This window comes from Patulibacter brassicae, from assembly GCF_033949425.1.
In the GTDB taxonomy this organism is placed as follows: Bacteria; Actinomycetota; Thermoleophilia; order Solirubrobacterales; family Solirubrobacteraceae; genus Patulibacter; species Patulibacter brassicae.
This window is the reverse complement of record NZ_JAXAVX010000001.1, coordinates 442,892-467,452: the sequence shown is the minus strand read 5'-3', so window position 1 is coordinate 467,452 and position 24,561 is coordinate 442,892. Positions and strand designations below refer to the sequence as shown.

Here is a 24,561-nt window from a genome sequence, read left to right as displayed (position 1 = left end):
GCCGGCGCGTCAGCGACGCGCGCCGCGGATCGTCGCGGACACGCGACTCGTGCTCCAGCTCGCCGCCCCGCGAGCGCGGAAGCGGACCGTGACGGCGATCCGCCGGGAGCGGGCCGTGCGCAGCGCGGTACGCGTCGCACGGGTGAGGCGCAGCGTCAGGCGCAGGGTGCCGGCGCGCGAGGTCGAGCGCGTCGCGACCGTGGCGGCGGTGCGTCCGCTCGACGTGCCTCGTGCGGCCAGCGTCCCGCGGCCCGGGACGCGGACGCGGACGCGGATCCCGCCGGTCCGGCTCGCGCCGATCAGCGTGGCCTTCAGGCGTCCCGTCGACGGCGCCCGGTCCTGCCGGTCGTCGCTGCCGTCGTCACCGTCGTTCCGGTCGTCGCCGCCGGGGATCGGGCCGGTGCTCGCGGGCACGTCCGCCGGCCCCCAGTCCGGCTGGGTGGCGCCGGGGATCAGCAGGCGGCTCTCCGCGCTCGCGCCGGACGTCGTGCACCCCGCGGTGAGGTCGGGGACGTCCACCACGCGCACGCCGTCGGCCTGCGCCCACGCGAGGCGCCGCCCGTCGGGCGACCAGCTCGGCACGCCCGCGCCGCCCTCCGTCGTGGCCTCGTAGGCGTAGCAGGCCTGCGGCAGCGCGGGGTGGAACGCGGGCATCCGGTAGATCCGGACCTGGCTGTCGCCCTGCCCGCCCTGGAAGGCGAGCGCGCGCCGTGCCCGGTCCATCTCGCCGCCGCCGAGGTGCTGCGTGGCGTTGTCGGAGAACCAGTCGACGGTGATCCCGTCGCGGCCGGGGCGCCCATCGCCCACGGGGTCCAGCAGGACGTCGGCGTTCGGCAGGTGGGTCGGGTCGCTGATCATCGTCGTGTCGTCGTCGATCCAGGTCGCGTTGCGCCATCCGGAGTGGCGCCCGAGTCCTGGCTCGTCCCACGCCGTCTGACGGTCGGCGTGGGAGTAGCCGGTGCCGCCCTCGGTCACCGTCGTCATGCAGGTCGGGGGCCGGCATCCGGGCGCCGTGCCCTTGCCGACGTAGTAGTAGGTGTAGGAGAGCCGGCGACCGTTCGGCGAGACCGCGGGATCGAACGGCCCGTAGAAGACGCGCTCGCCCTCCGGGCGCGTGTCGCTGACCGGCGTGTCGAAGTCCGCCAGGACGCGACCGGAGCGGTCCAGGCGGCGCAGGCGCACGCCGTGGAGGCCCACGAGCGTGCCGTCGTCGGCCTGCGTGACGTCCGTGTAGCCACCGGTGGTCGTCACGCGGTGCTGGCGCGTGCCGTCGGGGGTGGACAGCCACAGGTCGCCGGACTTGACGTAGGCGATCGAATCGGCGCCGGCCGGGGTGGCGGCCCCGGCGAGGACGCCGGCGGCCATCGCCGTGACGACGGCCGCGCGGCGCGAGAGGGAGCGGGTGCGGGTGCGGGTGCGGGTGCGGGGCATGGTTGGGAAGGTCGGTGGATGGGACGGGAGGAGCCTGCTGCGCGGCGCTTGCCGCTCGCTGACCGCGCGGGGAGCCCCGCGCGGGCAGCGAGCCGACGGCGGGGGCGCGCGGCTCAGCGCAGGCGCGTCAGCTCGACGGTCACGTCGGTGGTCGTGCAGGCGTCGACGACGCCCGGCCGGATCGACGGCCACGGGCAGCCGAGGCGCACGTGGCTGCGAAGCCGCAGCGTCCGGCCCCGGGACAGGCGGGCGAGTCGCCGCGCGACGTCGGGGAAGGCGACGTCGAGGTCGCCGTCGGGGCTGCGGCCGGTGCCGACGGTCGGCGGGCGGAGCGCCATGACCTCGCGCGGGCCGCACGTGGCGTAGCGCCGATCGGGGTGCGTGGAGGTCGTGACGAGGAGGTCCTCGTTGCGCGCGCCCGACACGCCAAGGTGCACCCGCACCGGCAGCGCGCGGCGGCCGCAGGACTGGGCCACCGACCGGGGCACCGGCAGGACCCGGCACTCGGGGTCCAGCGCGCCGCCCTCGCACACCGGCCGGGGGTCCCGGCGCCGCACCGCGCTCGTGCGCCGCACGGTGCCCCGAAGGCGCACCGCACGGGTGGTGCCGTCGAGGGCCATGGGCGGGAGGACGGTGCCGCCGAGGCGTCTCCGGAGGTACCTCGTCGCGGCGAGGCGTCCGGTCCGGGTCGTGCGCCAGCCGAGCGTCTGACTGCCGTCCTGGGTGCTCCAGCCGGCGAGGTCGTCCAACGGCCAGGACGAGCGGCCGCGCCAGTCGACGACCTGGATCCCGGTGACCTCGGTGCGGTACGTCCGGTCCTCGGCGATCTCGCCGGCGGCGCTCGCCGGCGCCGGGACGCCGGCCACGGGCACGGCCACGACGAGGAGCGCGAGCGGGAGCACGCCTCGGCCGGGCCGCGGGCGACGAGGCGCGGATCGGCGCGTCCGCGCGGGGCGGTCGACGGACACGACTCAGGCCCCCAGCGGGTGGGACGGGACGAGCCGCTCCGCGGGATCCAGCCGCCGGCGCGTGCGGCGCAGCTCTGCCAGGCGGTCGGGTCCGAAGAGCCGCTCCGGGGCGACGGGCTGCTCGCTGAAGGTCGGCAGCCGACGCTCGTGCGCGACCGGGGCGAGGACGCCCACGAGCTCGTCGAGCTGCGCGTCGACCGAGGCGACGGCCGGCGGATCGGGAGCGACGCCGAGCGCGAACAGGGCGAGGGGCGCGGCGACCGGCTCCAGCGCCAGCCGCGCGTCGGGTCGCGCCAGCGCGCCGCCGAGGTGCCGCAGCTCGACGGAGACGAGGGACGAGCGGCCGACGGCCGCGGCCTCGACGAACCGGTCGACCAGGGCGTCGGGCAGGACGTCCAGGAGGGCGTGGCGGCTGCGCGTCGGCACCGGGTCGCGCGGATCGCCGTGGAGGTCGCCCAGGTCGCCGACCGCGGTGGCGCGGAACGTGTCGAGCTCCGGATCCAAGGCGCGCAGCGGACCCAGCAGCGCGGGGTGCGCGAGCCCGCCGGAGGCATCGACGGACTCCACGAGCACCATCGCGCGTCCGCGCAGCGGTGCCGGAACCGCGGGGGCGGGCGGGAAGGCGACGAGGTGCAGGCACGAGGTGACGTCCTCGTCGAGCTCCGGCAGCAGCGCCTGCCAGGCCGCGAGGACCTCGCCCGCGCGTTCCACCGGCCACGCCAGCGCGCCCGCCTCGACCACGCGGCGGGTCCCGAGGCGGACGGTCAGCTCGCCGACGACGCCGAAGCCGCCGCCCCCGCCGCGCAGCGCCCGCAGGAGCTCGGGGTCGTGCGCGTCGTCGACGCGGCGCAGGACGCCCTCGGCGGTCACGATCCGCGCACCGACGACGGAGGCGGCGCCGAAGCCGTCGCGACGGGCGAACCATCCGAGGCCGCCGCCGAGCAGGAAGCCGGTCAGCCCGACGGTCGGCGAGAACCCGCTGGCGACGGAGCCACCGGACAGCGCGGCCGCCGCCCCGACGGCACCGGCGCGGGCACCCCCGCCGAAGGTCGCCGTGCCGGCGCGCGGGTCGACGAGCACGCGGTCGAGGGCGTCGGTGCGCAGCAGCAGCACGTCGTCCAGGGCCGGCAGCGACGCCGCGCCGTGGCCGGTGCCCTGGGGCGCGATGCGCAGGTCGGTGGCGGCCGCGTGGAGGACCGCCTCGCGCAGCTGCTCGAGGGTCGCGGGGCGCGCGAGCAGCGCCGGCCGCTGGTCGGCGAGGGGGTTGAACGTCGCGCGGGCGGCGTCCCAGTGCGGGTCGCCGGGGGCCAGCAGCGGCAGCGTCGAGGGCGGGGTCATCGTCGTTCTCCGTCGGTGGTCGGGTGGTGCTGCGAGCAGGGTGCGCGGGGCCGCTTGCCGCTCACCGACCGGGCGGCGAGCGCTAGCGTCCCGCCGGCATGCCGCCCGGTCCCGCACCGCTGTCACGACCGCGCCTGGAGGACGGGGTGCGGCACGCGCTCGACGACGGCACGTCGCCCCGACCGGTCGTGCTCGTCGCCCCCGCCGGCTGGGGCAAGACGACGGTCGTCGCCGCCGCCCTGCGCGGCTGGCCGGGTCCGGTGGCCTGGCACGGCTGCGGGCCGGCCGACGCCGATCCCGGCCGACTCGCGGTCGGCCTGCTGCGAACGGTCGACCGCGCCCTGCCGGGCGCCGCCGGCGGCGTCCTTCGCATGCTCGAGGAGCCGGGCGCGGCAGTCGATCCGCGGGCCGTGGTCGACGGGCTCCTGCGGGAGCTCGCGCGCGTCGTCGTCGAGCCGCCGGTGCTCGTGCTCGACGACGCCGAGGCGCTCGGGCGCGACGCGGCCACCGGCGGGATCGTCGAGGCGCTGCTCGACGCCGACCCGCGGACGTTGCGGGTCGTGGTCGCGGCGCGCCGACGCCCGCCCGGTCGGCTCGCGCGCCGGCGGGCCGCCGGCGCGCTCCTCGTCCTCGACGAGGACGACCTGCGCTTCGACGCGGAGGAGTGCGCCGCCCTGCTGGAGCTTCGCGGCGCCGCCGCCGAGCCGTCCCACGTGGCCGCGGCGCTCGAGGCGACGAGCGGGTGGCCGCTGGGCCTCGTGCTCGGGCTCTCGGGCGACCCGGCGCAGGCCATCGAGGGGTACCTCGAGGACGAGGTGCTCGAGGAGCTGGCCCCGGCGGACCGCGCGCTGCTGCTGGACTCCTCGGTCGACGAGCGCCTCGACGACGCGGACGCCTCGCTGATGGCGCTCCTGGAGCGGCTGGCCCCGCTGGGACTCGTGCCGGACGTCCTCGCCGCCGCCGACGGCGCCCGGGTGCGCCGCTGGCACCCGCTCGTGCGGGCGGCGCTGCGGACCCGATGGCGGCGCGAGCGCCCGGCCGGCGAGCGCCGGTCCCAGCTCGTTCGCGCCGCGGAGGCGCTCGAGCGCGACGGGCGGCTCGCCGACGCGGTGGACCGTCGGCTGGAAGCGCACGCCCACGATGCGGCGCTCGCCGCGATCCTGCGGGCGCCCGCGAGCCTCTACCGCGCGTCGCCGGCGACCGCCCGGCGCTGGCTGGAGGCGCTGCCCGACGCGCTGCGCGACTCGACCGACGGCCGCTGGGTCGCGGCCCGGCTCGCCGTCGCCGAGGGTCGCCTGCGCGAGGCGGCGGCGCACGACGCGGCGGCGCTGAGGCAGCTGGACGGCGACCGGCGCGACGCGGCGCTCAACGGGATCGCGGAGGCGGTGTACTTCACCGGCGACCTCGACCTCGCGGCGGCCGCCCGCGACGTGCTGGAGCGGCCCGAGGCGCTCGCCGGCCGGCCGGTCGCGCTGCAGGCGGCCGGCTCCTTCGCGGTGAGCGTCGTGGGCACCGGCGACGTCGCGCGCGGGGTCGCGCTGGCCGAGCGCGTCTACGCCCAGCCCGGCGCGGAGATCGCGCGCCAGCTCGAGGTGCTCCTGCGAACGCTCGAGCTGCTCCCGGCCGGCGGGCACGAAGCGGTGCGCGAGCGGCTGCGCGCGACGGAGGCCGACCACCGCGGTACCGGCTTCCCCGAATGGCTCTCCTCGATCCGCGGGTTCGTCGAGGCCGACGTGGGTCACTGGGACGCCGCGGTCGAGCACGCCCGGCGCATGGTCGCCCGGGCCGACCACCCCGAGGGCACCGCCTTCTGGCAGACGCTCGGAACGGTGCAGCTCGGCTGGGCGCTCTCGCTGGCCGGGCGCTGGAAGGACGCAGCTGCGGTCCTCGAGCCGCTGCGCTCGGCCGCGTTCGACGGCTGGCCGTTGAGCTGGATCGACGTCGGGCTCGCGCGGATCGCCGACGCGGTGCTCGATCACGCCGCGGTCCTCGACCACGTCGACCGGGCGCTGCGCGACTCCGCCGGCGCGCCGTTGCTGCTGCGCCACCTCGTCGTCCTCGGGGTCGTCCCGCCCCTCGCGCGGGCCGGCGCCGCCGATCGCGCGCTCGCCCTGATCGACGCCACCGCCTCCCGTGCCCGGGAGCGGCTCGGCGCGGAGGGCGCCCGCCACGCCCTCGCGCGCCTCCGCGCGCAGCGCGCGTGGCTGCGCGACGCTGCCGGCACGCCCGCGGAGGAGGACCTGCGCGCGGCGATCGCCGGCGGTGCCGACGTCCTGCGAGCGGAGTGGGCGCAGCTGGCGACGCTCGTCTGGGACGGCCTCGAGCAGGGCCTGCTCGCACCCGCTCCGACGGTCGCGCTCGTGGCGGAGGCCTTCGGCAACGGCACGGAGGCGCTCGAGCTCGCGGGGCACCCGACGCCGGCCGTCCGAGCGGCCGTGGTGGCCGTCGCGGCGGGCTCGCGTCATCCCTCCGCCGCGGCGCGGCTCAAGGCGCTGCGCCAGGACCGGGACCCTGCCGTGATGGCCGCCGTCTCCGCGGCGCCCGCGCCGGCCGCCGCCCCGGTGCTCCCGCTCGAGCTGCGCGTCCTCGGGCCGTTCGAGGCCCGTCGCGGGCCGTGGCGCCTCGAGGACCGCGCGTGGGGCCGTCCGACCACCGCCCGCCTCGTCCGCTTCCTGCTCGCGCGCGGCGGCTCGCTCGTGGCGCAGGACGTGATCCTCGACGCCCTCTGGCCGGACCGCCCCGCCGATGCGGCGAAGGCGCAGCTGCAGGTCGCCGTCTCTCGGGCCCGGAACGTCCTGGACCCGCCGGGCACGGCGCCGACCGCCAGCGCCCTGCGCTTCCACGAGCACGGCTACCGCCTGGTGCTGCACGACGGCGACGCCGTCGATGCGGAGACCTTCCGCGCCGCGTCTCGGCGGGCGCTCGAGGCGACCGGACCGACGCGCCGCGCGGCCCTCGAGCACGCCGTGGGACTCTGGCGCGGCGAGCCGCTGCCGGAGGAGCGGTACGCCGGCTGGGCCGACGGCTGGATCGCGGAGCTCGACGCGCAGCTGCACGCCACCCTCGCCGCCCTCCTGGACGAGCAGCGCGCGGCGGGGGAGGAGGCCGCGGTCGCGGTCACCGCCCATCGCCTGCTCCAGCTCGACGACGCCGACGAGGCGGCGCACCGGGCGCTCATCGTCGCGCTGGCGCGCACCGGCCGGCGCGGCCCGGCGCTGCGGCAGTACCTCCTCTGCCGGCGGGCGCTCGTCGACGGTCACGGCGTCGAGCCCTCGGCCGAGACGCGCGCGCTCCAGGCGGCGGTGCTCTCCGGGCGCGTGCCGTGACCGTCGCGCGGGCCGGTCCGACGTGTCGGGTCAGTCCTCGACGGTCCAGCGGGCGAGGTCGCGCAGCCACGCGTCCGCCGTGCCGTCCGAGGGCGCGCGCCAGTCGCCGCGCGGGGAGAGCGAGCCGCCGTGGGAGACCTTCGGGCCGTTGGGCAGCGCGGAGCGCTTGAACTGGGCGAAGCCGAAGAACCGCCGGTGGAAGACCTCGAGCCAGTGCCGGATCTCGGCGGGGCCGAACGTGCCCCGCTCGTCCTCGGGGAACCCGGCCGGCCACGACCCGCGCTCGGCGTCGCCCCACGCGTGCATCGCGAGGAAGCCGATCTTCGTCGGGCGGAACCCGAACCGCAGGACGTGGAAGAGCGTGAAGTCCTGCAGCGCGTAGGGGCCGATCTGCGACTCGGTCGACTGCAGCTCCTCGCCCGGGACGAGCTCGGGGCTGATCTCCGTGTCGAGGATCGCTCGCAGCGTGTCGCCGACGTCGTCGCCGAACTCGTCCGAGGACGCGACCCAGCGGATGAGGTGCTGGATCAGCGTCTTCGGCACGCCGGCGTTGACGTTGTAGTGGCTCATCTGGTCGCCGACGCCGTACGTCGCCCAGCCGAGCGCGAGCTCCGAGAGGTCCCCGGTGCCCAGCACGATCCCGCCCCGCTGGTTCGCGATCCGGAACAGGTAGTCGGTCCGCAGCCCGGCCTGGACGTTCTCGAACGTCACGTCGTAGACCGGCTCGCCCTCCGCGAAGGGATGACCGATCTCGCGCAGCATGAGCTTCGCGGTGTCGGTGATGTCGATCTCGGCCTTCGTGATGCCCAGCGCGTCCATCAGGCGGTGGGCGTTGCCCTTCGTGCCGCTGCTCGTGGCGAAGCCCGGCAGGGTGAAGCCGAGGATGTCCGTCCGCGGTCGCCCCGCCCGGTCCATCGCCTTCGCGGCGACGATCAGCGCGTGCGTGGAGTCCAGGCCGCCGGAGACGCCGATGACGACCTTCGGATCGCCGATCGCGCCGAGCCGCTGCTCGAGCGCCGAGACCTGGATGTTGTAGGCCTCGAAGCAGTCCTGCTCGAGGCGCTCCGGGTCGGCCGGCACGAACGGGAAGCGCTCGAGCGTCCGGCGCAGGCCGAGATCGCCCGACGGCGGATCGGCGGTGAACGGGATCCGGCGGAAGCCCGAGACGCGGTCCCCGAGCGCGCGGCGGTTGTCGTCGAAGGTCCCCATCCGCAGGCGCTCCTGGCGCAGCAGGTCGAGGTCGATGTCGGCCACCGAGCGCCGTGGTCCGTCGGGGAACCGCTCGCTCTCGGCGAGCAGCACGCCGTTCTCGTGGATCATCGTCTGGCCGTCCCAGGCGAGGTCGGTGCTCGACTCGCCCTGCCCGGCGGCGGCGTAGGCGTAGGCCGCGAGGCACCGCGACGACGCCCCGCGGCAGAGCAGGCGCCGGTCGTCGGCCCGGCCGACCGTGATCGGGCTGCCCGAGAGGTTCAGCAGGACCGTCGCCCCGGCGAGGGCGGCCTCGGTGCTCGGCGGCACGGGGACCCAGAGGTCCTCGCAGATCTCGACGTGGACGACGAGCCCGGCGACGTCCTCGGCCGCGAAGAGCAGGTCGCGTCCGAGCGGGACGTCCGCGCCGAGGAGCGCGATCGTGCCGCGCTCGTCCTCGCCGCTGCCGATCTGGCGCGCCTCGTAGAACTCGCGGTAGAGCGGGACGTAGGACTTCGGCACGACGCCGAGGATCCGTCCGTCCTGGACGACCACCGCGCAGTTCAGGATCCGGTGCCGGTGACGCAGCGGCGCGCCGAGGGCCAGCAGCGGCCGCAGGCCGCGGGTGCCCTCCACGACGCGGGTCAGCGCGGCCAGGACGTCCTCGAGCAGCGCGTCCTGGTGCAGCAGGTCCTCGATCGCGTAGCCCGAGAGCGTCAGCTCGGGCAGCACCGCGACCGCGACCCCCTCCTCGTGGCAGGCCCGCGCGGTCCGCAGGACCTCGTCGGCGTTGCGCTGGGGGTCGGCGATCGCGACCGGCTGGGTGCAGGCCGCCACGCGGGCGAAGCCGTGCGCGTAGAGGTTCTCGAAATCCATCACGGGTGCGGGGACGCGGTCGGGGCGCCGGCGCGCGAAGCGTAGCCCGCGGCGTCCGGCGGCACCGCCGGGCGTCCCGGCGGGCCGGGCGGCGTCTACCCGCTCACGCCGCCTCGGCACCCGCGGCGGGCGCGTCCTCCAGCACCTGCCGCTGGAGCGCGACGGCCAGGTGCAGCGCCAGGTGCAGCCGCAGGCGCCCCGGCTCCAGCGGCGCGCCGAGCAGTCGCTCGGCCCGGCGCACCCGGGTGTAGACGGTGTTCTTGTGGAGGTGCAGCGCCGCGGCGGCCGCCGTGTGGCTGCCGCCGTGGTCGAGGAAGGCCAGCGCGGTCTCGCGCAGCGCCTCGACGCCCGGCTCGTCGCCCGCGAGGTCGGCGAGCTCCCGGCGGGCGAAGCGCCGGGCGCGGGGGAGGTCGTCGGCGAGGATCGTCAGCAGCTCGACGTGGCGGTAGGAGCTCACGGGCGGCTGGGCCGGGCCGGTCGCCCGCAGCTCCGCGAGCGCCGCGGCGCGCAGGGCCTCCTCGTGCGAGGAGCGGAAGCCCTCGATGCCGCTGCCGGGATTGCCGATCGCCACCGCGAGGTCGCTCGGCGGATCGTGCTCCTCCAGCGCGGTGAGCAGGGCGTCGGGCTCCTCGCCGACGCTGATCCAGGCGTGCGCGGTCGACGCGCCCGCGGGGACGACGAGCGGATCGGGCCCACCGGCGGCGCGGACGAGCGCCCGGGCGGCGGCCTCGAGGTCCCCGGTGACCGACACCGGGGCGGCCGGGGTGCGCCGGCGCAGGACGAGCGCGACGTGGCGTCCGCGCAGCTGGTGGCCGAGCCGGGCGGAGGCGACCTCCGGATCCAGCGGCGCGCCCGCGAGGATCTCGGCGACCGTCTCGGTCCGCACGGCGGCGGCGCTGCGGACCCACCGCTCGCGCTCCCGGCCGTAGACCTCGGTCAGCTCGCCGCAGACGATGTCGACGTAGTCGAAGAGCATCGTGCCGAGCAGCTCGAGCTCGCCGTTGAGCTCGGGGCCGTCGCCGCACGTCTCCCGCAGGTGCCCGGCGAGCGTCGGCCAGAGGATCCGCTGGCCGACGCGGTACTTGCGGAGCATCACGGCGACGGAGATGCGACGGTGCACGAGCGCGAGCACGAACCGCCGCGCGGCCACCGGGACGACGGCCTGCTCGACCGGCAGCTCGTGGGCCAGCAGCCGTCGGAGCTCCCGCAGGTGCTCGACGCAGCACGCGGCCATCTCCGGCTCGAGCGCCTGGCGGACCTCGGGCTCGGCGAGCTCCGGGATCCGCACGTGCAGCTCGGCCGCCATCGAGGCGCCGAGGGTGTCGGCCTGGGCGTCGAGGAGCTCCACGAGCGCGGCACGGGCCTTCGTGCGCGTCTCGGTCGGCTCCGCGCCCGTGGCCTGGTGGTCGATCAGCACGGCTGGTTCCTCCCTCCGGCCGCCGTCCTCCGGCGGCACGCGAGCGTCAAGCCTATGCCCGAGACCGCCTTCGGGGGGAACTCTTGCCCCGTCGACCCGCCGGACGGCCCGCCGCAGCGCGGTCGCGCGCCGTCCTTGCCGCGGCCGCCCGGGCAGCGGTATGTTCGCGAACACCGATGTTCGCAGACTGCACCGGCGGGGACCGTCGGAGGGGAGGGACCGTGCACGGACGACGAGGACCACGACGCGCCGGACGGCTCGTGGCGGCGGCGTGCGCGACCGCGGCGCTGACGGCCGCGCCGGCCGGCGCGGCCACGCAGCAACTCGGCGTGATCGCCTCCGACGGCGTCCGGCTGCAGGCGACGCTCACGAGCGACGGACCCGTCGCGCCCCGGCCGACGATCGTCGAGTTCAGCCCGTACGGGCGGGGCAACGTGACGTACGAGCGCCCGCCCGGCTTCAACGGGCTCCTCGTCCAGCTGCGCGGCACGGGCGACAGCGACGGGCGCTTCGACATCATGGCCTCGCGCACGCAGCGCGACGTCGTCGAGGTGCTGCGCTGGGCGTGCGAGCAGCCGTGGAGCCAGGGCCGGATCGGGATCAACGGCTTCTCGGCCAGCGCGATCACGATCTACAACGCGCTGCACCAGAAGCTGCCGGACTGCGTGCGGACGATCGTGCTCGGCTCCGGCACGCACGAGCTCTACCGCGACCTGCTCGTGCCGGGCGGCGTGAACAACATCGTCCCGGGCGCCGCGGTGCTGGCCGGGATCGGGGGCATCGCGCTCGCGCAGGGCCCCGACCGGCTCGCGCGCAACCCCGGCTCGACGCTCGACGTGCTCGGCGGCCTGCTGACCTCGGGGCTCGGCGACCTGCTGCATCCGACCCTCGACGGCTGGTGGCGCGAGCGCGGCTGGCGCGGCAACGCCAACCGCCTGCCGATGCTGCTCACCGACGGCTTCTTCGACGTCGAGTCGCGCGGGGCCTTCCAGGGCTTCCAGGCGCTGAAGGCCGACGGCGCCCATCTCGTGGTCGCCGGGGCGCACGACGGGTCGCCCAAGGGCCTCGCGCTGCGCGAGGACACGATGCGGCGCTGGTTCGAGCACTACGTCGCGGGCGTGGAGAACGGCGTCGATCGCGAGCCGCGCGTGCGCCTGGCGCTCGCCGACGGCGACCGGCAGCGCTACCTCGGCGGCCGCTACGTGCGCCGCGACGCCGACGACTGGCCCGTCCCGGGCACGCGCTGGCAGGCCCTGCGCCTCGACGCCACGCGCCGCGGTGGCGGCGCGAGCGCGAACGACGGGGCGCTCACCACCGGCGCGCCGCGCGTCGGCGGCCGCCAGTCCTACACGACGCTGCCCTCGCTGCTGACGGCGACCGACGTGCCCAACGCGGCCATCGTCGGCGCGGGCGGGCTCGACCGGCTCACGGAGCACCTGCCGCTCCTGTCGCAGATGAACCTCGCCGGTGCGCTCGGCCTGACGTACACGACGCGCTGGCTGCGCGAGGACGTGCCGGTCGCCGGACCGGCGACGCTCGAGGTCCGGCTGGCCAGCACGCTGCCCGAGACGGCGATCTGGGCGGTGGTCTCGGACGTCTGGCCGGACGGCAGCGCGCACCCGGTCGGCATGGGACGGCTCAGCACCCGCTACCCCGAGGTCGACCCGGAGCGCTCGCTGCGCGACGCCGACGGCACGATCGTGCAGCCCTACGGGCGCTACGACCGGCCGGTCGACACCGCGCCGGGCACCGAGCGGACCTACCGCGTCGAGCTCTGGCCGATCGGCAACGTCTTCCGCCGCGGCCACCAGCTGCGCCTGCACCTCGTGGGCTCGTCGCTGGCGTCGCTGCCGAGCTTGCCGGCGGTGAACACCGTCGACGTCGCGCGGTCGCGCCTGCTCGTCCCGGTGCTGCCGCCGGGGGACCTCACGCGCGCGCTCCCCGAGTGAGCACGACCGGACGCGCGGGCGGCAGCGCCTCAACGAGCGTACGAGTCGTCGGCATCGACGCTCCGTCCGGTCTGGTCGAAACCACGGTCGGCGCGCTCTACCGTCGCGAGCGTGTCGCACCCCCGGACATCCCATCGCCCGATGCTCGACGGCCGGTCCCACGGCTTGGAGGCGCGCGTCTTCGACGCGGTGGAGCGCCTGCTCGCCGACGGGCACCGCTTCGAGGACCTCGGCGTGCAGCGGATCGCGAGCGAGGCCGGCGTCGCGCGGTCGACGTTCTACGTCCACTTCCGGGATCGCTCCGACCTGCTCGTGCGCCTCGCCGAGCGCGTGACCGAGCCGGCGTTCACGGCGATCTCCCGCTGGGTCGACGCCGGGACCGACGGCGTCGAGGGCCTGGAGCGGACGCTCGTCGTCGTCGTGGCGGCCGTCCGCGCCCACCTGCCGGTGCTCCACGCCCTGTCGGAGGCCGCCCTGCGCGACCCGGCGGTCGACGAGCTCTGGAGCTCGCGGATCGACGGCCTCGCCGCGGCGCTGCAGCTGCGCCTGCTCGACGAGCGCAACCTCGGCGAGCTGCCCTCCGACGTCGATCCCGAGCTCCTGGCGCAGAACGTCGCGTGGAGCCTCGAGCGCAACGTCGCCCGCCACGTGCGCCGCATGCGCGCGGCGGACCCGGTCGCCGACGCCCGCTTCGCCACGGGTCTCGCCGACGCGACCTGGCGCTCGCTCTACGGGCGCGTCGCGACCGTCTGACCCCCTGCTCGCCGCCCGACGGCGGCGTCAGTCCTCCGGAGCGCGTCGACCCCGGGTGAGCAGCGCGTCGATCTCCCGCGAGTAGGCCGCGCCGAGCACGAAGACCACGGCGCCGAGCGCGAAGACGATCGCCACCGACGCGTGGTCCTCGACCCAGGCGAGGACGGAGAACGCCGTCGCGAACGCGGCGAGGAAGAACGGTCGTGCCGTCTCGATGAGCGTCGTGGTGCTCTTCGCGATCTCCTGGACGTCGGTCTCGCGCAGCGCCTGGGCGGTCGCCGCCGCGGCCGCGCCGACGCGGTCGCCCACGACCTTGGCGCCCTCGGCCGCCTGCGCGCCGAGGACCTTGCCCTTCTCGCCGGCCTGCGCGCCGAGCGCGCGGCCCTTCTCGCCGGCTTGGGCACCGAGCGCGCGGCCCTTCTCGGTCGCCTGCGCCCCGAGCGCGCGGGCGGCGTCGGCGGCCTGCTGGGCGGCGGTCGTCGCCGCGGCGGGCGCCGGACCGGTCGGGCCGTCGCCGTCGAGGCCCTCCTGCGGCGCGCTCGCCGAGACGACCGTCGTCTCGGCCTCCTCCGGTGCCGCCGGGTCGTCGCCGCCGGTGAGCTCCCCGCGCGGCTCGTCGGCGTCGCCGACCTCCTCGGGGACGTCGCCGGCAGGGGGCTGGGAGGGCATGGAGATGACGGTACCCCCCGGGGCCGGTGCCGTATCGTGCGCGCGATGCCGCGCCTGCGCCTCGTCCCGCGTGCCGCCTGGCTCGCGTTGCTCGTGGTGCTCCTCGTCGGCGGCGGGATCCGGTACCACGAGGCCACCCATCCGGTGCCCTCGAAGGAGCTGTCGGCCGACGCGCGCTCGTACACGACGATCGCGCAGCATCTCGCGACGACGGGCAACTACGCCGGGCGCAACGGGCGGCTGAAGGCCCTGCACTGGCCACCGGCCACGCCGCAGGTGTTCGCGCTGGCCTACGGCGTCCAGTCCACGCTGGGCGGACACGACGCGCCGCGGTACCGCGACGACGTGCGCGTGCTGCACTACGCGCAGTTCGCGATCTCGACGCTGACGCTCCTGGTGGTGTTCGTGCTCGGCTGGGTCCTCGCCGGCCCGTGGGCCGGCGTCGCGGCGGCTGCGGTGCTCGCGGTGTACCCACCGGCGTACTGGGGGCCGGCGAACCTCCTCTCCGAGCCGCTCGGGGCGCTGATGGTGACGAGCGCCCTGACGGCGGTCGCCCTCGCCTGGCGGACGCGATTGCTGGCGTGGTGGGGGACCGCCGGCGCGCTGTTCGGCGGCGTCCTGCTGACCCGCACCGACCTCCTCTTCGTGCCGGCGCTGCTCGCGCTGACGGCGCTGCTCTGGCTCGGGTCCACGGTGTCGTGGCGCCGCGGGCTGCAATCCGCCGCGCTGCTCGTCGGGCTCTGCGCCGTCGTCGTCCTGCCGTGGACGATCCAGGCCTCCGACACCGCCGGGAAGCTCGTGCCGGTCACCAACGGCGGAGGCTCCGCGTTCTTCGTCGGCACGTACCTGCCCGGCAACGGGTCGACGTACGACATGAAGTTCGCGCTGTTGGACGAGATCCGCGCGACGTACCCCGGGAAGTTCGACGACACGGACTACAAGCAGATCCCGGCCGAGCTCGTGCTGAACATGGTCGCCCGCCGGCATCCCGACCTGCCCCGCGACGAGGCGCTCATGAAGGACGCCCGCCAGAACGTCGTCGACGCCCTCGGCCACCCCGTCGAGCTCACCGGCATGGGGGTCTTCAAGCTCGGGAAGATGTGGTTCCGCGCCACGCTCGGGGGCTCGTCGACGCCGATGCCGGTGGTGCGGATCACGCACGTGCTCCTCATCCTCGTGGCGTTCGTCGGCCTGCTCTTCGGCGTCCTCCGTCGGCGGCACCCCGGCCTCGTCGCGATCCTCCTGACGATCGCGACCGCGACGGGCGTCCATCTCATCGCCGTCGCGCACGGGCGCTACAACCTGCCGCTGATGCCGATCCTCATCGCCGGCGGCGCGTCGGGCTGGGCCCTGTGGATCGAGGGCTGGCGGCAGCGGCGGCGCAGCCGTGCGGCGGCGTCCGTCGGCTGACGACGAACACCGCTGTTCGTCGATGTGGCGCGCTGCTAGCGTCCCGTCCATGGTCGCGCCGCCCGTTCCGCACGCCGACCCGCGCCTGGACGGCCTGCCGCTCCCGCCGCAGCCGGTCGACCGGACGCCGCGGATCGCGCCCGGCGGCCGGCGCGAGCTCGGCCTGCCGGGCTGGGCGTTCGCCCGGATCGCCGGACGGGCGCTCGGGACCGATGCCCCGGCGATCTTCCGCACGCTGGGCCGTCACCGCTCGCTCTTCCGGGGCTGGCTCTGGTTCGCCGGGCGGCTCATGCCCGGCGGCCTGCTCGCCCGGCGCGAGACCGAGCTCGTGATCCTGCGCGTGGCCCACCTGCGCGCCTCGCGGTACGAGTTCGAGCACCACGTGCGCCTCGGGCGGCGGGCGGGGATCGACGCCGAGGGCGTGCGACGGGTCGTCGCCGGCCCGGACGCCCCCGGCTGGACCTCGCGCGAGCGCGCCCTGCTGGCGGCCGCCGACCGGCTCGTGGCCGACCGCGACCTCGACGACGACGCCTGGCGCGCGCTGCGCGCGGAGCTCGACGACCGGGAGGCGATCGAGCTCTGCATGCTCGTGGGCCACTACGACATGCTGGCGACCGTGCTCGGCACCCTCCGCGTCCAGACCGACGTCCCCCGCGCCCGTGGCTGACGCCACGACCGGCGGCACCCGGCGCCCGACCCAGCTGCCGCGCGGCCGCCACGGGCTGAGCCGCGAGGAGGTGGTCCGCTCGCAGCGCGACCGGATCCTCCTCGCGCTGGCCGAGGCGACCGCCGAGCGCGGCTACGCCGCCACGCCGGTGGCCGAGGTCCTGCGCCGCGCCGGCGTCTCGCGCGAGACGTTCTACGAGCTCTTCAGCTCGAAGGACGAGGCGTTCGCGGCGGCCTACGATCGCGCCGTGGAGCTGCTGCTGCAGCGGATCACCCAGGGGCACGCCGCCGCGGGGGAGGCGCCGCAGGACGACGGGGCCCGAATGGCGCGCGTCGAGGCGCTGCTGACCGGCTACCTCGACGCGCTCGCCGACGAGCCCGCGTTCGCGCGGGTCTTCCTCATCGAGGCCCACGCCGCCGGGCCCGAGCCGACGCGGCGCCGCTACGAGACCCAGCGCGGCATCGCCGTGCTCATCGCGGACCTGCTGGACGCCCACAGCGATGCGCAGCGGTTCGCCTGCGAGAGCCTCGTCGCCTCGATCTCGGCGCTCGTCACCGCGCGGATCGCGACCGGGGAGGACGTGCGGGGGCTCCGTGCGCCGCTGCTGGAGCTCCTGCGCCGCAGCGGGGACCTCTTCGGCGACCTCCCGGCCGCCTGAGCCAGGCTGAGCGCGGCGGAGGTCGCGAGCCGGCGGGCGGCGGCCCGACGAGGCGCCGGGCCGCCGGCCATCCGCGAGAGGCACCGACCGGAATCGAACCGGTGTACACGGCTTTGCAGGCCGCTGCGTAGCCACTCCGCCACGGTGCCGGGGCTCGGGAGCGTACCGGGTGCGTCGCCCGTCGGCGGCGTCGCGAGCGGTCCGCTCGGGGCTCGCCGGCCCGCCCCCGGGGCGGGCGCCGCGCGCGGCGCCCGATTGCTACTCTCCCAACCCGCTTCGCGCGATTAGCTCAGTTGGTTAGAGCGCACGCTTGACATGCGTGAGGTCACAAGTTCGAGTCTTGTATCGCGCACCTTTGGAAAGGCCCCGCACCGCGGGGCCTTTCTGCGTTCCGGGGCGAGGTGAGGACGAGCGCCCACGTGGCCAAGACGGGGCTTGCGGGCCGCTCGTGGCTCGAACAGCGCCCAGGCTCCACCATCGTTGCCATACCCTGATGCCTGCGCCATACTTTCGAGCGTGAGCACGGCCAAGGTCTACAGCAAGGGGCAGGTCACGATCCCGAAGGCGGTTCGCGAGGCGGCCGGCATCGGAATCGGCGATCGCGTCGTGATCGAGGCGCGCGGTGGCGAGGTCGTGATGCATCGCGCGCGCGGCGTCCTGGAGTTCCAGCCGCCGCGCGCGGCCCCCGAGGCACGTCCGTGGTCCGAGGTGCGGCAGGCGGCGCGTGAGGATCGCACGGCGCGGCGAGCCGCCGAGCCGTCGTGATCGTCGACACGAACGTCCTGCTGCGGATCCTCGACGGCGGCACCGGCGAGCACGCAACGGCCGCCCGGGCGCGGGTGCAGGTGGCGCGCGAGACAGGCGAGACGCTTCGCGTGTTCGCCGCGACGGTCCTGGAGGTGGCGTTCGTCCTGGAGAGCGCCCGGGCCGGCTACGGCTGGAGCCGCGATGCCGTCGCCGCAGCGGTGCGGGCGGTCGCCGACGAACCGGCGTTCGACGTCGAGCACGGTGACGCGCTGCGGTTCGCAGTGGCGTCCTACCGCGATCGCAAGGTCGACCTGCACGACTGCTACCTCGACGCGCTCGCGAACCAGCTCGGAACGCGGGTGCTGTCGTTCGACGACGACCTGCGGAAGCTGGGGAGCGGCGAGCAGCCGTAGACCCGCGACGGCTGATCGCCGGTCCTGGCGACTTCCTGTCCCGGACTGCTCGGCCGGGCCCCGTGGCTGCCGAATCCGGTCCAGCGAGCTTCAAGCCCGTTCCGGGGCCGCCACGAGTGCCCCGGGCGACGCGCCAACGTCCCCGGCGCCGCCACGGAAGACAGAGGATCTCCCGTGCACGACGAGCATCCGGCGACGCTGACCCTCGACGAGGTCCTGACCGAGGCGCCGCGGCGGCCGCTGGCCGGTGGGGCCGTCGCCGCCGTCCGTCGATGCTTCAGGCGAGGGCCGCCAGCAGGCGGTCGAGGTCGCGCTCGTCGGTCCACGCGCCGACCGAGGCCCGCACGAGCGACGTGCCCGGCAGGTCGCGCACGACGACGCCGGCGGTCGCGAGCCGCGCGACCGTCGCGGGCGGATCGGCGTCCTCCCAGGACACGAGCGTCGTGGGGCCGCGGCCGGCGACGGTCCGCCCGCGCTCGCGCAGCTCCTCGGCGAGCGCGGCCGCGGTCTCGATCGCCCGGGCGGGCACGGCGTCCCAGCCGTGACGGTCGAGGACGTCGAAGGCCGCCGTGGCCGCCACCGCGGTCTCGCGCGCGAGCGCGAAGGCGTCGAAGGCGCGGGCGTCGGCCCAGGGCTCGGCGTCCAGGCCCTCGCCGGGGACGGCGAGGTTCACGTAGCCCGGAGCGGCGGGGGCGAGCCGCCCGCGCCAGGCGGGCGCGATCCAGAGCATCCCCGTGCCGATCGGGCCGCAGAGCCACTTCTGCCCCGGCGCGGCGTAGAACGCGCACGGCAGCGCCGGCGCGTCGACCGGGATCGCTCCGGCGCCCTGCGCGCCGTCCAGCAGGACCGGGACCTCGTCGGGCAGCCCGCGCAGGGCCTCCAGCGGCGCGAGCTCGCCGTCGCTCCAGCGGACGTGCGAGCAGGCGACGAGACGGGTCCGCGGCCCGACCGCCTCGGTCACCCGCTCCAGCGGCGCGGTGCGCACCACGACGCCGTCGCGGCGCGCGAGCGCCGCCACGGGGCCCGTCAGCCCGGGATGCTCGCCGTCGGCCAGGACGAGCTCGTCGCCGGCGCGCCAGTCGAGCCCGGCGAGCACGCGGGCGATCCCGTCGGTCGTCGAGGTCGTCAGCGCGACCTCCTCCGGCGCGGCGCCCAGCAGCCGGGCGTACCGCGCCCGCAGGCCGGCCTGCGCCTCCGCGAGCCCCGCGAAGTGCCCGCCCGCGCGGCCCTCGCGCTCCGCCTGCTCCAGCGCCTCGCGGACCGCGGCCCCGGCGGCACGGGGGAGCGGCCCGCACGTCCCGGCGTTCAGCCAGGCGAGCTCCTCCAGCACCGGCAGCTCGGCCCGCAGCGCAGCGACGTCCATGGGCGCGAGGATACGAGCCGCCCGCCGCGGTCCCGGCCGAACCGTCCGCCGGCGCCCGCCGCGGCCCGCGCTTCCCTACGCTTGCCCCGCCATGCACGTGACGCTCCCCGACGGCAAGGTCCTCGAGCTCGCCGAGGGCGCGACGGGCCTCGACGCCGCCGCGGCGATCGGGCCCGGGCTCGCGCGCGCCGCCCTCGCCATCACCGTCGACGGCGAGGAGCGCGACCTCTCGCGGGAGCTCCCCGAGGGCGCGACGATCGGGATCGTCACCGATCGCTCGCCGGAGGGCCTGGCGCTCATCCGCCACGACGCCGCGCACGTGCTCGCCGCGGCGCTGCTTGAGCTCTACCCGGGGATCCAGATCTCGATCGGGCCGTCGATCGAGCACGGCTTCTACTACGACGTGCTGCCGCCCGAGGGGGTCGTGCTGAGCGACGCCGACTTCCCGGCGATCGAGGCGAAGATGGCCGAGCACATCGCCGCCGACGAGACGTTCGTGCGTCAGGTCGTGCCGGTCGAGGACGCCCTGGAGCGCTACCGCGCCGAGGGCCAGCGGTTCAAGGTCGAGCTGATCGAGGACCTCGTCCGGGACGCCGATCCCGACCACCCCCTCGAGACGGTCACCCTCTACACCAACGGCCCGTTCACCGACCTCTGTCGCGGCCCGCACGCGCCGTCGACGAAGCGGATCGGCGCGTTCAAGATCCAGTCCCTCGCCGGCGCCTACTGGCGCGGCGACGCGAGCCGCGAGCAGCTGACCCGGATCTACGGCACCGCGTTCTTCAAGAAGAAGGACCTCACCGCGCACCTCGAGCGGCTCGAGCTCGCCCGCCAGCGCGACCACCGCAAGCTCGGCAAGGAGCTCGGCCTCTACCACTTCAGCGAGGCGGCGCCGGGCTCGGCGTTCTGGACCCCCTCGGGCACCCGCGTCTTCAACGACCTCGTCGGCCTCAGCCGCGAGATGGGCGACGAGCGCGGCTACACCGAGGTGAAGACGCCGCAGCTCTACGACAGCTCGCTGTGGAAGACCTCGGGGCACTGGGACAAGTACCGCGACGACATGTTCCTCACCGCCACCGGCGACGTGGCGACCGCGGCCGAGGAGGGCCGCGCGATCGAGCCGAACATGGGCTTCAAGCCGATGAACTGCCCGGGCCACTACGAGCTCTACCGGCAGACCCGCTGGAGCTACCGCGACCTGCCGGTGCGCTTCTCCGAGCCCGGGCTGCTGCACCGCAACGAGCTCTCCGGCGCGCTGCACGGCCTGCTGCGCGTGCGCCAGTTCTGCCAGGACGACGCGCATCTCTTCGTCGCGGAGGACCAGATCCAGGACGAGGTCACCGCCTGCCTGCGGTTCGCCCAGGACACCTACCGGCTGTTCGGCTTCGCGGACGAGGACTTCACCTACGAGCTCTCGACCCGGCCGGAGAACCGCCTGGGCTCCGACGAGATGTGGGACCGCGCCGAGGGCGACCTGCGCACCGCGCTGGAGGCCAACGAGCTGCCCTACGTCGTGCACGAGGGCGACGGGGCGTTCTACGGCCCGAAGATCGACATCCAGTTCCACGACTCGCTCGGCCGCTCCTGGCAGCTGGGCACCGTGCAGATCGACTACCAGGCGCCGGAGCGGTTCGACCTCACCTACACGGGGGCGGACAACGCCGAGCATCGGCCCGTGGTCCTGCACCGCGCGCTGCTGGGCAGCTACGAGCGCTTCGTCGGGATCCTCCTCGAGCACACCGGGGGGGCGCTGCCGTTCTGGCTGCAGCCGGTCCACGTCGCGCTGCTCACCGTGTCCGACCGCCACGCCGACGCGGCGCACGCGATCGCCGGACGGCTGCGGGCCGCCGGGTTGCGCGTCGAGGTCGACGACCGCACCGAGACCGTCGGGCGCAAGATCCGCGAGACCGAGCTGGGCAAGGTCCCGCTGATGGCCGTGGTCGGGGATCGCGAGGCCGACGAGGACACCCTCACGCTGCGTCATCACGGCGGCGAGGAGGACGCGCCGGCCCCCGTCGCCGACGTCGTCGAGCGCCTCGGCGCGGCGCTGCGGTCCCGGGCGCTCTCGCCCGCGGGCTGAGCGGGCGACGCGCTCGGCGCGGACGCGGGCACGACGGCACCACCGGCGGTCGGGGACCGCACTGCCCGCACGTCGTCGGGTGGATTGCCGGATCGGCAAGAACGATTGCCGCGGCTGCGTGCGTCCGTCACCGTCGGGGCATGGCCTCCGACGAGCTGCCCGCCGCCTGCGACGTCGCCGTGATCGGCGGGGGCGCTGCCGGGCTCAGCGCCGGGCTGACCCTCGCGCGGGCCGGGCGCTCGGTCGTCGTCGTCGACGACGGCGCCCAGCGCAACCTGCCTGCCGAGGGGATCCACGGCTTCCTCACGCGCGAGGGGCTGGCGCCGGGCGAGCTCGTGCGCCTCGGGGCCGCGGACGTCCGCGGCTACGGCGGCCGGGTGGTCGCCGGGCGGGTCGCCCGGGCGAGCGCGCTGACGCCGGACGCGCCGGACACCGCCGCGTTCGCGCTCGAGCTCGAGGACGGCCGTGGCCTGCGCGCCCGGCGCGTCATCCTCGCGGCCGGGCTGCGCGACGAGCTGCCGCCGATCCCCGGGCTGCGCGAGCGCTGGGGGCGCGACGTCGTCCACTGCCCCTACTGCCACGGGCACGAGGTCCGCGACACGGCGATCGCCGTGCTCGCCTCGGGCCCGATGGCCGCGCACGCCCTCCTCGTCCGTCAGTGGTCCGACGACGTGACGCTGTTCCTGGACGGTGGCCCGGCGCCGGAGCCGCGGGACGCGGAGCGGCTCGCGGCGCGAGGGATCGCGGTCGTCCCCGAGCCGATCGCTGCCCTCGAGGTGCAGGACGACGCGATCATCGGGCTGCGGCTCGAGGACGGGCGGGTGGTCCCGCGCCGGACGGTCTTCGCGGTCGGGCGGATGGTCGCCCGGGCGGACGTCGCCGAGCAGCTCGGCCTGCGGGTGGCCGATCACCCGTCCGGCATGGGCCGAGAGGTCGAGGCCGACGGCTTCGGGCAGACCGCGATCCCGGGCGTGTGGGCCGCCGGCAACGTCCGCGACGTCGCGGCGACCGTCGTGTCGGCGCTCGATCAGGGCGTGCGGGCCGCCGCGCACGCCAACCACGACCTCGTCCACGAGGACGCCGAGCGCGCCCTCGCGGCGGCGGTCGCCCCGTGAGGGTCGCGGGACGGACGCCGACGCGGGCTCTACCGTCCGCCGGGATGCCCGAGGAGGCCACGCCCGTCACCGAGACCGTGCGGCGACGCCTGCGGTCCCTGCGCGTCGAGCAGGGCCTGACGCTGGAGGCCGTCGCCTCGCGGGCGGCGATCGACGTCTCGACCCTGAGCCGGCTGGAGTCCGGCAAGCGTCGCCTGGCGCTGGACCACCTGCCGCCGCTGGCCGCCGCGCTCGGGACGAGCGTCGACGACCTGCTGCGTCCGGTGGAGCCGGTCGACCCACGCGTCCGCGGCGGCGTGCGCCGCTGCGCGGGGCTCGAGATGCTCGCCCTCAGCCGCCACCACGCCGGGATGGGGCTGCAGGCGTTCAAGATGACGATCGACCGCGAGCGGATCGATCCGCCCACCGAGCTCCCCGTCCATCCGGGTCACGAGTGGCTCTACGTCCTCCACGGGCGGTTGCGCCTGCTGCTCGGCGAGCAGGACCTCGTGATCGAGCCGGGCGAGGCCGTGGAGTTCAGCACCCTCGAGCCGCACTGGTTCGGCGCCGTCGACGGCCCGGTCGAGGCGATCGCGATCTTCGGCCCCGACGGCGAGCGCGTCCACCTGCGCGACGGGGTGGCCGTCGATCAGGCGGCGTAGCGGCGCAGCGTCGCGATCGCGCGGTCGCCGTATCCGCCCCCGAACAGCGCGGCGTGCAGGAGCAGGGGCGCGAGCTGCCAGAGCGCCACGCGGTCCTCGGCGCCGGGGGCCAGCGGCGCGACCTCCTCGTACGCGGCGAGGAACGTCGAGCCCGGGCCGTAGCCGCTGCCGAACAGCCGCAGCATCGCGAGGTCGACCTCGCGGTGACCGCCGTGCGCCGCCGGGTCGACGAGCCAGGGCGCGCCGTCGCGATCGACGTGGACGTTGCCGACCCAGAGGTCGCCGTGCAGCCGTGCGGGCGGCTCGGCGGGGCCGGCGAGCTCCGGCAGCCGCCCGGCGAGCCGCTCGAGCAGGACGCCGGCCGCGGGATCCAGCGCGTCCCGCCCGACCGCGAGGCGGACGAGCGGGGCGAGCCGGCGCTCGAGCAGGAACGTCGGCCAGTCCGGCGCCGGGGCGTCCGGCAGCGCGAGCGGCCCGAGCAGCAGCTGCGCGGATCCGCTGCCGAACGACGGCGCGCCCGCCGCGTGCAGCGCCGCGAGGCCGCGGCCGAGGCGCTCCGCCGTGCTCGGCCGGGACCGACCCGGGTCGATCCACTCCAGGGCGAGGAACGGGGGGCCCTCGCCGTCGGCCTCGCCGACGGCCAGCACCGCGGGGACCGGCAGCGCCTCGGCGTCGGCGAGCCACCGCAGGCCGGCGGCCTCCGCGGCGTAGGCGCCGGGATGCGCGTCGCGGGAGGACTTCACGAAGCAGCGCGTGCCGTCGGCCTCGGCGAGGAACGCCTCGTTGAGATCGCCGCCCGGCACGGGCCGCAGCGCGCGGACCGCACGACCGAGCGCGGCGGCGAGGGCGGCGCCGAGCGCCGCGCGGTCGACGCCCGTCCGGCTCACCCGCGGGACCGGACCTCCGCGAGCAGGCCGCGACACGCCGCGTCGACGAGGTCCAGCACGTGCTCGAACCCGCGCGGCCCGCCGTGGTACGGATCGGGCACGTCGAGATCGCCGTCCCGGGCCGCGGCGGCGTCGAACTCCCGCAGCAGCCGGACCTTCGACGCCGCGGCGTCGTCGGGCGCCAGCGCGCGGAGGTCGGCGGCGTTCTGGCGGTCCATCGCGAGGAGCAGGTCGAAGCGCTCGAAGTCGGCCTCGGTCACCTGGCGCGCGCGGCTCGTGAGCGCGATCCCGCGCTCGGCCGCCGCGGCCCGCGACCGCGGGTCGGCCGGATGCCCGACGTGCCAGCTGCCGGTGCCGGCGGAGTCCACGTGGACCCGGTCGTCGAGGCCCTCGTCGGCCAGGAGCCCGGCCATGACGGCCTCCGCGGTCGGCGAGCGGCAGATGTTCCCGAGGCAGACGAAGAGCAGCTCCACGCCGCTCAGCCTAGGGCGCTCGCCGACCGTCCGGACCCGGCGCGCGCGGCAGCCGCGGACGGCGGGGGCGGTCGCTCCCGAGGACGGTCCCGGCGGCGTGGTCCGCCACCCGCGGCGGGAACGGGCTGGCGCGCCGGCGACGAGCCGCTATGATCGGTTCCTTGTTTGCTAGCGATACCCCGCGCGCTCTGC

At 76.4% G+C, this 24,561-nt stretch carries 20 protein-coding genes and 2 tRNA genes; 12 read left to right on the top strand and 10 right to left on the bottom strand.

Annotation, left to right across the window (positions count from 1 at the left end):
• Window positions 1–9: 9 nt before the first annotated feature.
• From SK069_RS02215 to SK069_RS02205, 3 genes are all read right to left on the bottom strand, one after another.
• Entirely contained in the window at window positions 10–1,431 is a 1,422-nt protein-coding gene (locus SK069_RS02215; RefSeq protein WP_319952544.1) for a hypothetical protein, read from the bottom strand.
• Between the two features lie 113 nt (window positions 1,432–1,544).
• Window positions 1,545–2,333 carry a hypothetical protein gene (locus tag SK069_RS02210; RefSeq protein WP_319952543.1) on the bottom strand — a complete coding sequence of 263 codons (789 nt, stop codon included), beginning with the start codon at window positions 2,331–2,333 and terminating at the stop codon, window positions 1,545–1,547.
• A 69-nt stretch (window positions 2,334–2,402) separates the two neighbouring features.
• Window positions 2,403–3,737: an FAD-binding protein gene (locus tag SK069_RS02205; protein WP_319952542.1), complete on the bottom strand. Its 1,335-nt coding sequence runs from the start codon at window positions 3,735–3,737 to the stop codon at window positions 2,403–2,405.
• A gap of 98 nt (window positions 3,738–3,835) precedes the next feature.
• On the opposite strand from SK069_RS02205, the gene SK069_RS02200 reads away from it, so the two are divergent.
• A complete protein-coding gene (locus SK069_RS02200) occupies window positions 3,836–7,063 on the top strand; it encodes a BTAD domain-containing putative transcriptional regulator (RefSeq protein WP_319952541.1) in 3,228 nt (1,075 codons plus the stop codon).
• A gap of 30 nt (window positions 7,064–7,093) precedes the next feature.
• On the opposite strand, the gene SK069_RS02195 is transcribed toward SK069_RS02200, so the two are convergent.
• The gene (locus SK069_RS02195) at window positions 7,094–9,127 is read right to left on the bottom strand and encodes an NAD(+) synthase (protein WP_319953089.1); all 2,034 of its coding nucleotides are present in this window, start codon (window positions 9,125–9,127) and stop codon (window positions 7,094–7,096) included.
• A 103-nt stretch (window positions 9,128–9,230) separates the two neighbouring features.
• Window positions 9,231–10,544, bottom strand: coding sequence for a helix-turn-helix domain-containing protein (locus SK069_RS02190; RefSeq protein WP_319952540.1), 1,314 nt, complete (start codon window positions 10,542–10,544; stop codon window positions 9,231–9,233).
• 329 nt (window positions 10,545–10,873) lie between these two features.
• Between SK069_RS02190 and SK069_RS02185 the strand changes: the two genes are divergently transcribed.
• Window positions 10,874–12,493, top strand: a complete 1,620-nt coding sequence (locus tag SK069_RS02185; protein WP_319952539.1) for a CocE/NonD family hydrolase — start codon at window positions 10,874–10,876, stop codon at window positions 12,491–12,493.
• Window positions 12,494–12,634: 141 nt separating this feature from the next.
• Entirely contained in the window at window positions 12,635–13,246 is a 612-nt protein-coding gene (locus SK069_RS02180; RefSeq protein WP_319952538.1) for a TetR/AcrR family transcriptional regulator, read from the top strand.
• 27 nt (window positions 13,247–13,273) lie between these two features.
• On the opposite strand, the gene SK069_RS02175 is transcribed toward SK069_RS02180, so the two are convergent.
• On the bottom strand, window positions 13,274–13,915 hold the full coding sequence (locus SK069_RS02175) for a hypothetical protein (protein WP_319952537.1): 642 nt from the start codon (window positions 13,913–13,915) through the stop codon (window positions 13,274–13,276).
• Window positions 13,916–13,960: 45 nt separating this feature from the next.
• Between SK069_RS02175 and SK069_RS02170 the strand changes: the two genes are divergently transcribed.
• From SK069_RS02170 to SK069_RS02160, 3 genes are read left to right on the top strand one after another with little or no spacing between them, the layout of a single operon-like run.
• On the top strand, window positions 13,961–15,325 hold the full coding sequence (locus tag SK069_RS02170) for a hypothetical protein (protein WP_319952536.1): 1,365 nt from the start codon (window positions 13,961–13,963) through the stop codon (window positions 15,323–15,325).
• A 49-nt stretch (window positions 15,326–15,374) separates the two neighbouring features.
• Window positions 15,375–15,992, top strand: a complete 618-nt coding sequence (locus tag SK069_RS02165) for a carboxymuconolactone decarboxylase family protein (RefSeq protein ID WP_319952535.1) — start codon at window positions 15,375–15,377, stop codon at window positions 15,990–15,992.
• Complete coding sequence (locus tag SK069_RS02160) at window positions 15,985–16,650, top strand: TetR/AcrR family transcriptional regulator (RefSeq protein ID WP_319952534.1); 666 nt, start codon at window positions 15,985–15,987, stop codon at window positions 16,648–16,650. The genes SK069_RS02165 and SK069_RS02160 overlap by 8 nt, the downstream gene beginning before the upstream one ends.
• 78 nt (window positions 16,651–16,728) lie before the next feature.
• Here SK069_RS02160 and SK069_RS02155 read toward each other — a convergent pair.
• Window positions 16,729–16,799 (bottom strand) — tRNA-Cys (locus SK069_RS02155).
• A gap of 129 nt (window positions 16,800–16,928) precedes the next feature.
• Between SK069_RS02155 and SK069_RS02150 the strand changes: the two genes are divergently transcribed.
• The 3 genes from SK069_RS02150 (at window position 16,929) to SK069_RS02140 (ending at window position 17,810) form a co-directional block, all read left to right on the top strand.
• Window positions 16,929–17,002 (top strand) — tRNA-Val (locus SK069_RS02150).
• A 164-nt stretch (window positions 17,003–17,166) separates the two neighbouring features.
• Window positions 17,167–17,415 (top strand): AbrB/MazE/SpoVT family DNA-binding domain-containing protein, encoded by a 249-nt coding sequence (locus SK069_RS02145; RefSeq protein WP_319952533.1) that lies wholly within the window; start codon window positions 17,167–17,169, stop codon window positions 17,413–17,415.
• Entirely contained in the window at window positions 17,412–17,810 is a 399-nt protein-coding gene (locus tag SK069_RS02140) for a PIN domain-containing protein (protein ID WP_319952532.1), read from the top strand. Before SK069_RS02145 ends, SK069_RS02140 begins: the two co-directional genes overlap by 4 nt.
• A gap of 277 nt (window positions 17,811–18,087) precedes the next feature.
• Here the strand turns inward: SK069_RS02140 and SK069_RS02135 are convergent, their stop codons facing one another.
• Window positions 18,088–19,173: an aminotransferase class V-fold PLP-dependent enzyme gene (locus SK069_RS02135; protein WP_319952531.1), complete on the bottom strand. Its 1,086-nt coding sequence runs from the start codon at window positions 19,171–19,173 to the stop codon at window positions 18,088–18,090.
• Window positions 19,174–19,264: 91 nt separating this feature from the next.
• Here SK069_RS02135 and thrS point away from each other — a divergent pair, with 91 nt between their 5' ends.
• The 3 genes from thrS (at window position 19,265) to SK069_RS02120 (ending at window position 23,009) form a co-directional block, all read left to right on the top strand.
• Window positions 19,265–21,253: a threonine--tRNA ligase gene (gene thrS, locus SK069_RS02130; RefSeq protein ID WP_319952530.1), complete on the top strand. Its 1,989-nt coding sequence runs from the start codon at window positions 19,265–19,267 to the stop codon at window positions 21,251–21,253.
• 140 nt (window positions 21,254–21,393) lie between these two features.
• A complete protein-coding gene (locus SK069_RS02125) occupies window positions 21,394–22,368 on the top strand; it encodes an NAD(P)/FAD-dependent oxidoreductase (RefSeq protein WP_319952529.1) in 975 nt (324 codons plus the stop codon).
• A 44-nt stretch (window positions 22,369–22,412) separates the two neighbouring features.
• Window positions 22,413–23,009, top strand: a complete 597-nt coding sequence (locus tag SK069_RS02120; protein ID WP_319952528.1) for a helix-turn-helix domain-containing protein — start codon at window positions 22,413–22,415, stop codon at window positions 23,007–23,009.
• On the opposite strand, the gene SK069_RS02115 is transcribed toward SK069_RS02120, so the two are convergent.
• Together SK069_RS02115 and SK069_RS02110 are read right to left on the bottom strand one after the other, a co-directional pair.
• Window positions 22,997–23,896: a fructosamine kinase family protein gene (locus SK069_RS02115; protein ID WP_319952527.1), complete on the bottom strand. Its 900-nt coding sequence runs from the start codon at window positions 23,894–23,896 to the stop codon at window positions 22,997–22,999. The two genes, SK069_RS02120 and SK069_RS02115, sit on opposite strands and share 13 nt — an antisense overlap.
• Window positions 23,893–24,378 (bottom strand): low molecular weight protein-tyrosine-phosphatase, encoded by a 486-nt coding sequence (locus SK069_RS02110; protein WP_406628241.1) that lies wholly within the window; start codon window positions 24,376–24,378, stop codon window positions 23,893–23,895. Before SK069_RS02110 ends, SK069_RS02115 begins: the two co-directional genes overlap by 4 nt.
• Window positions 24,379–24,561 lie beyond the last annotated feature (183 nt).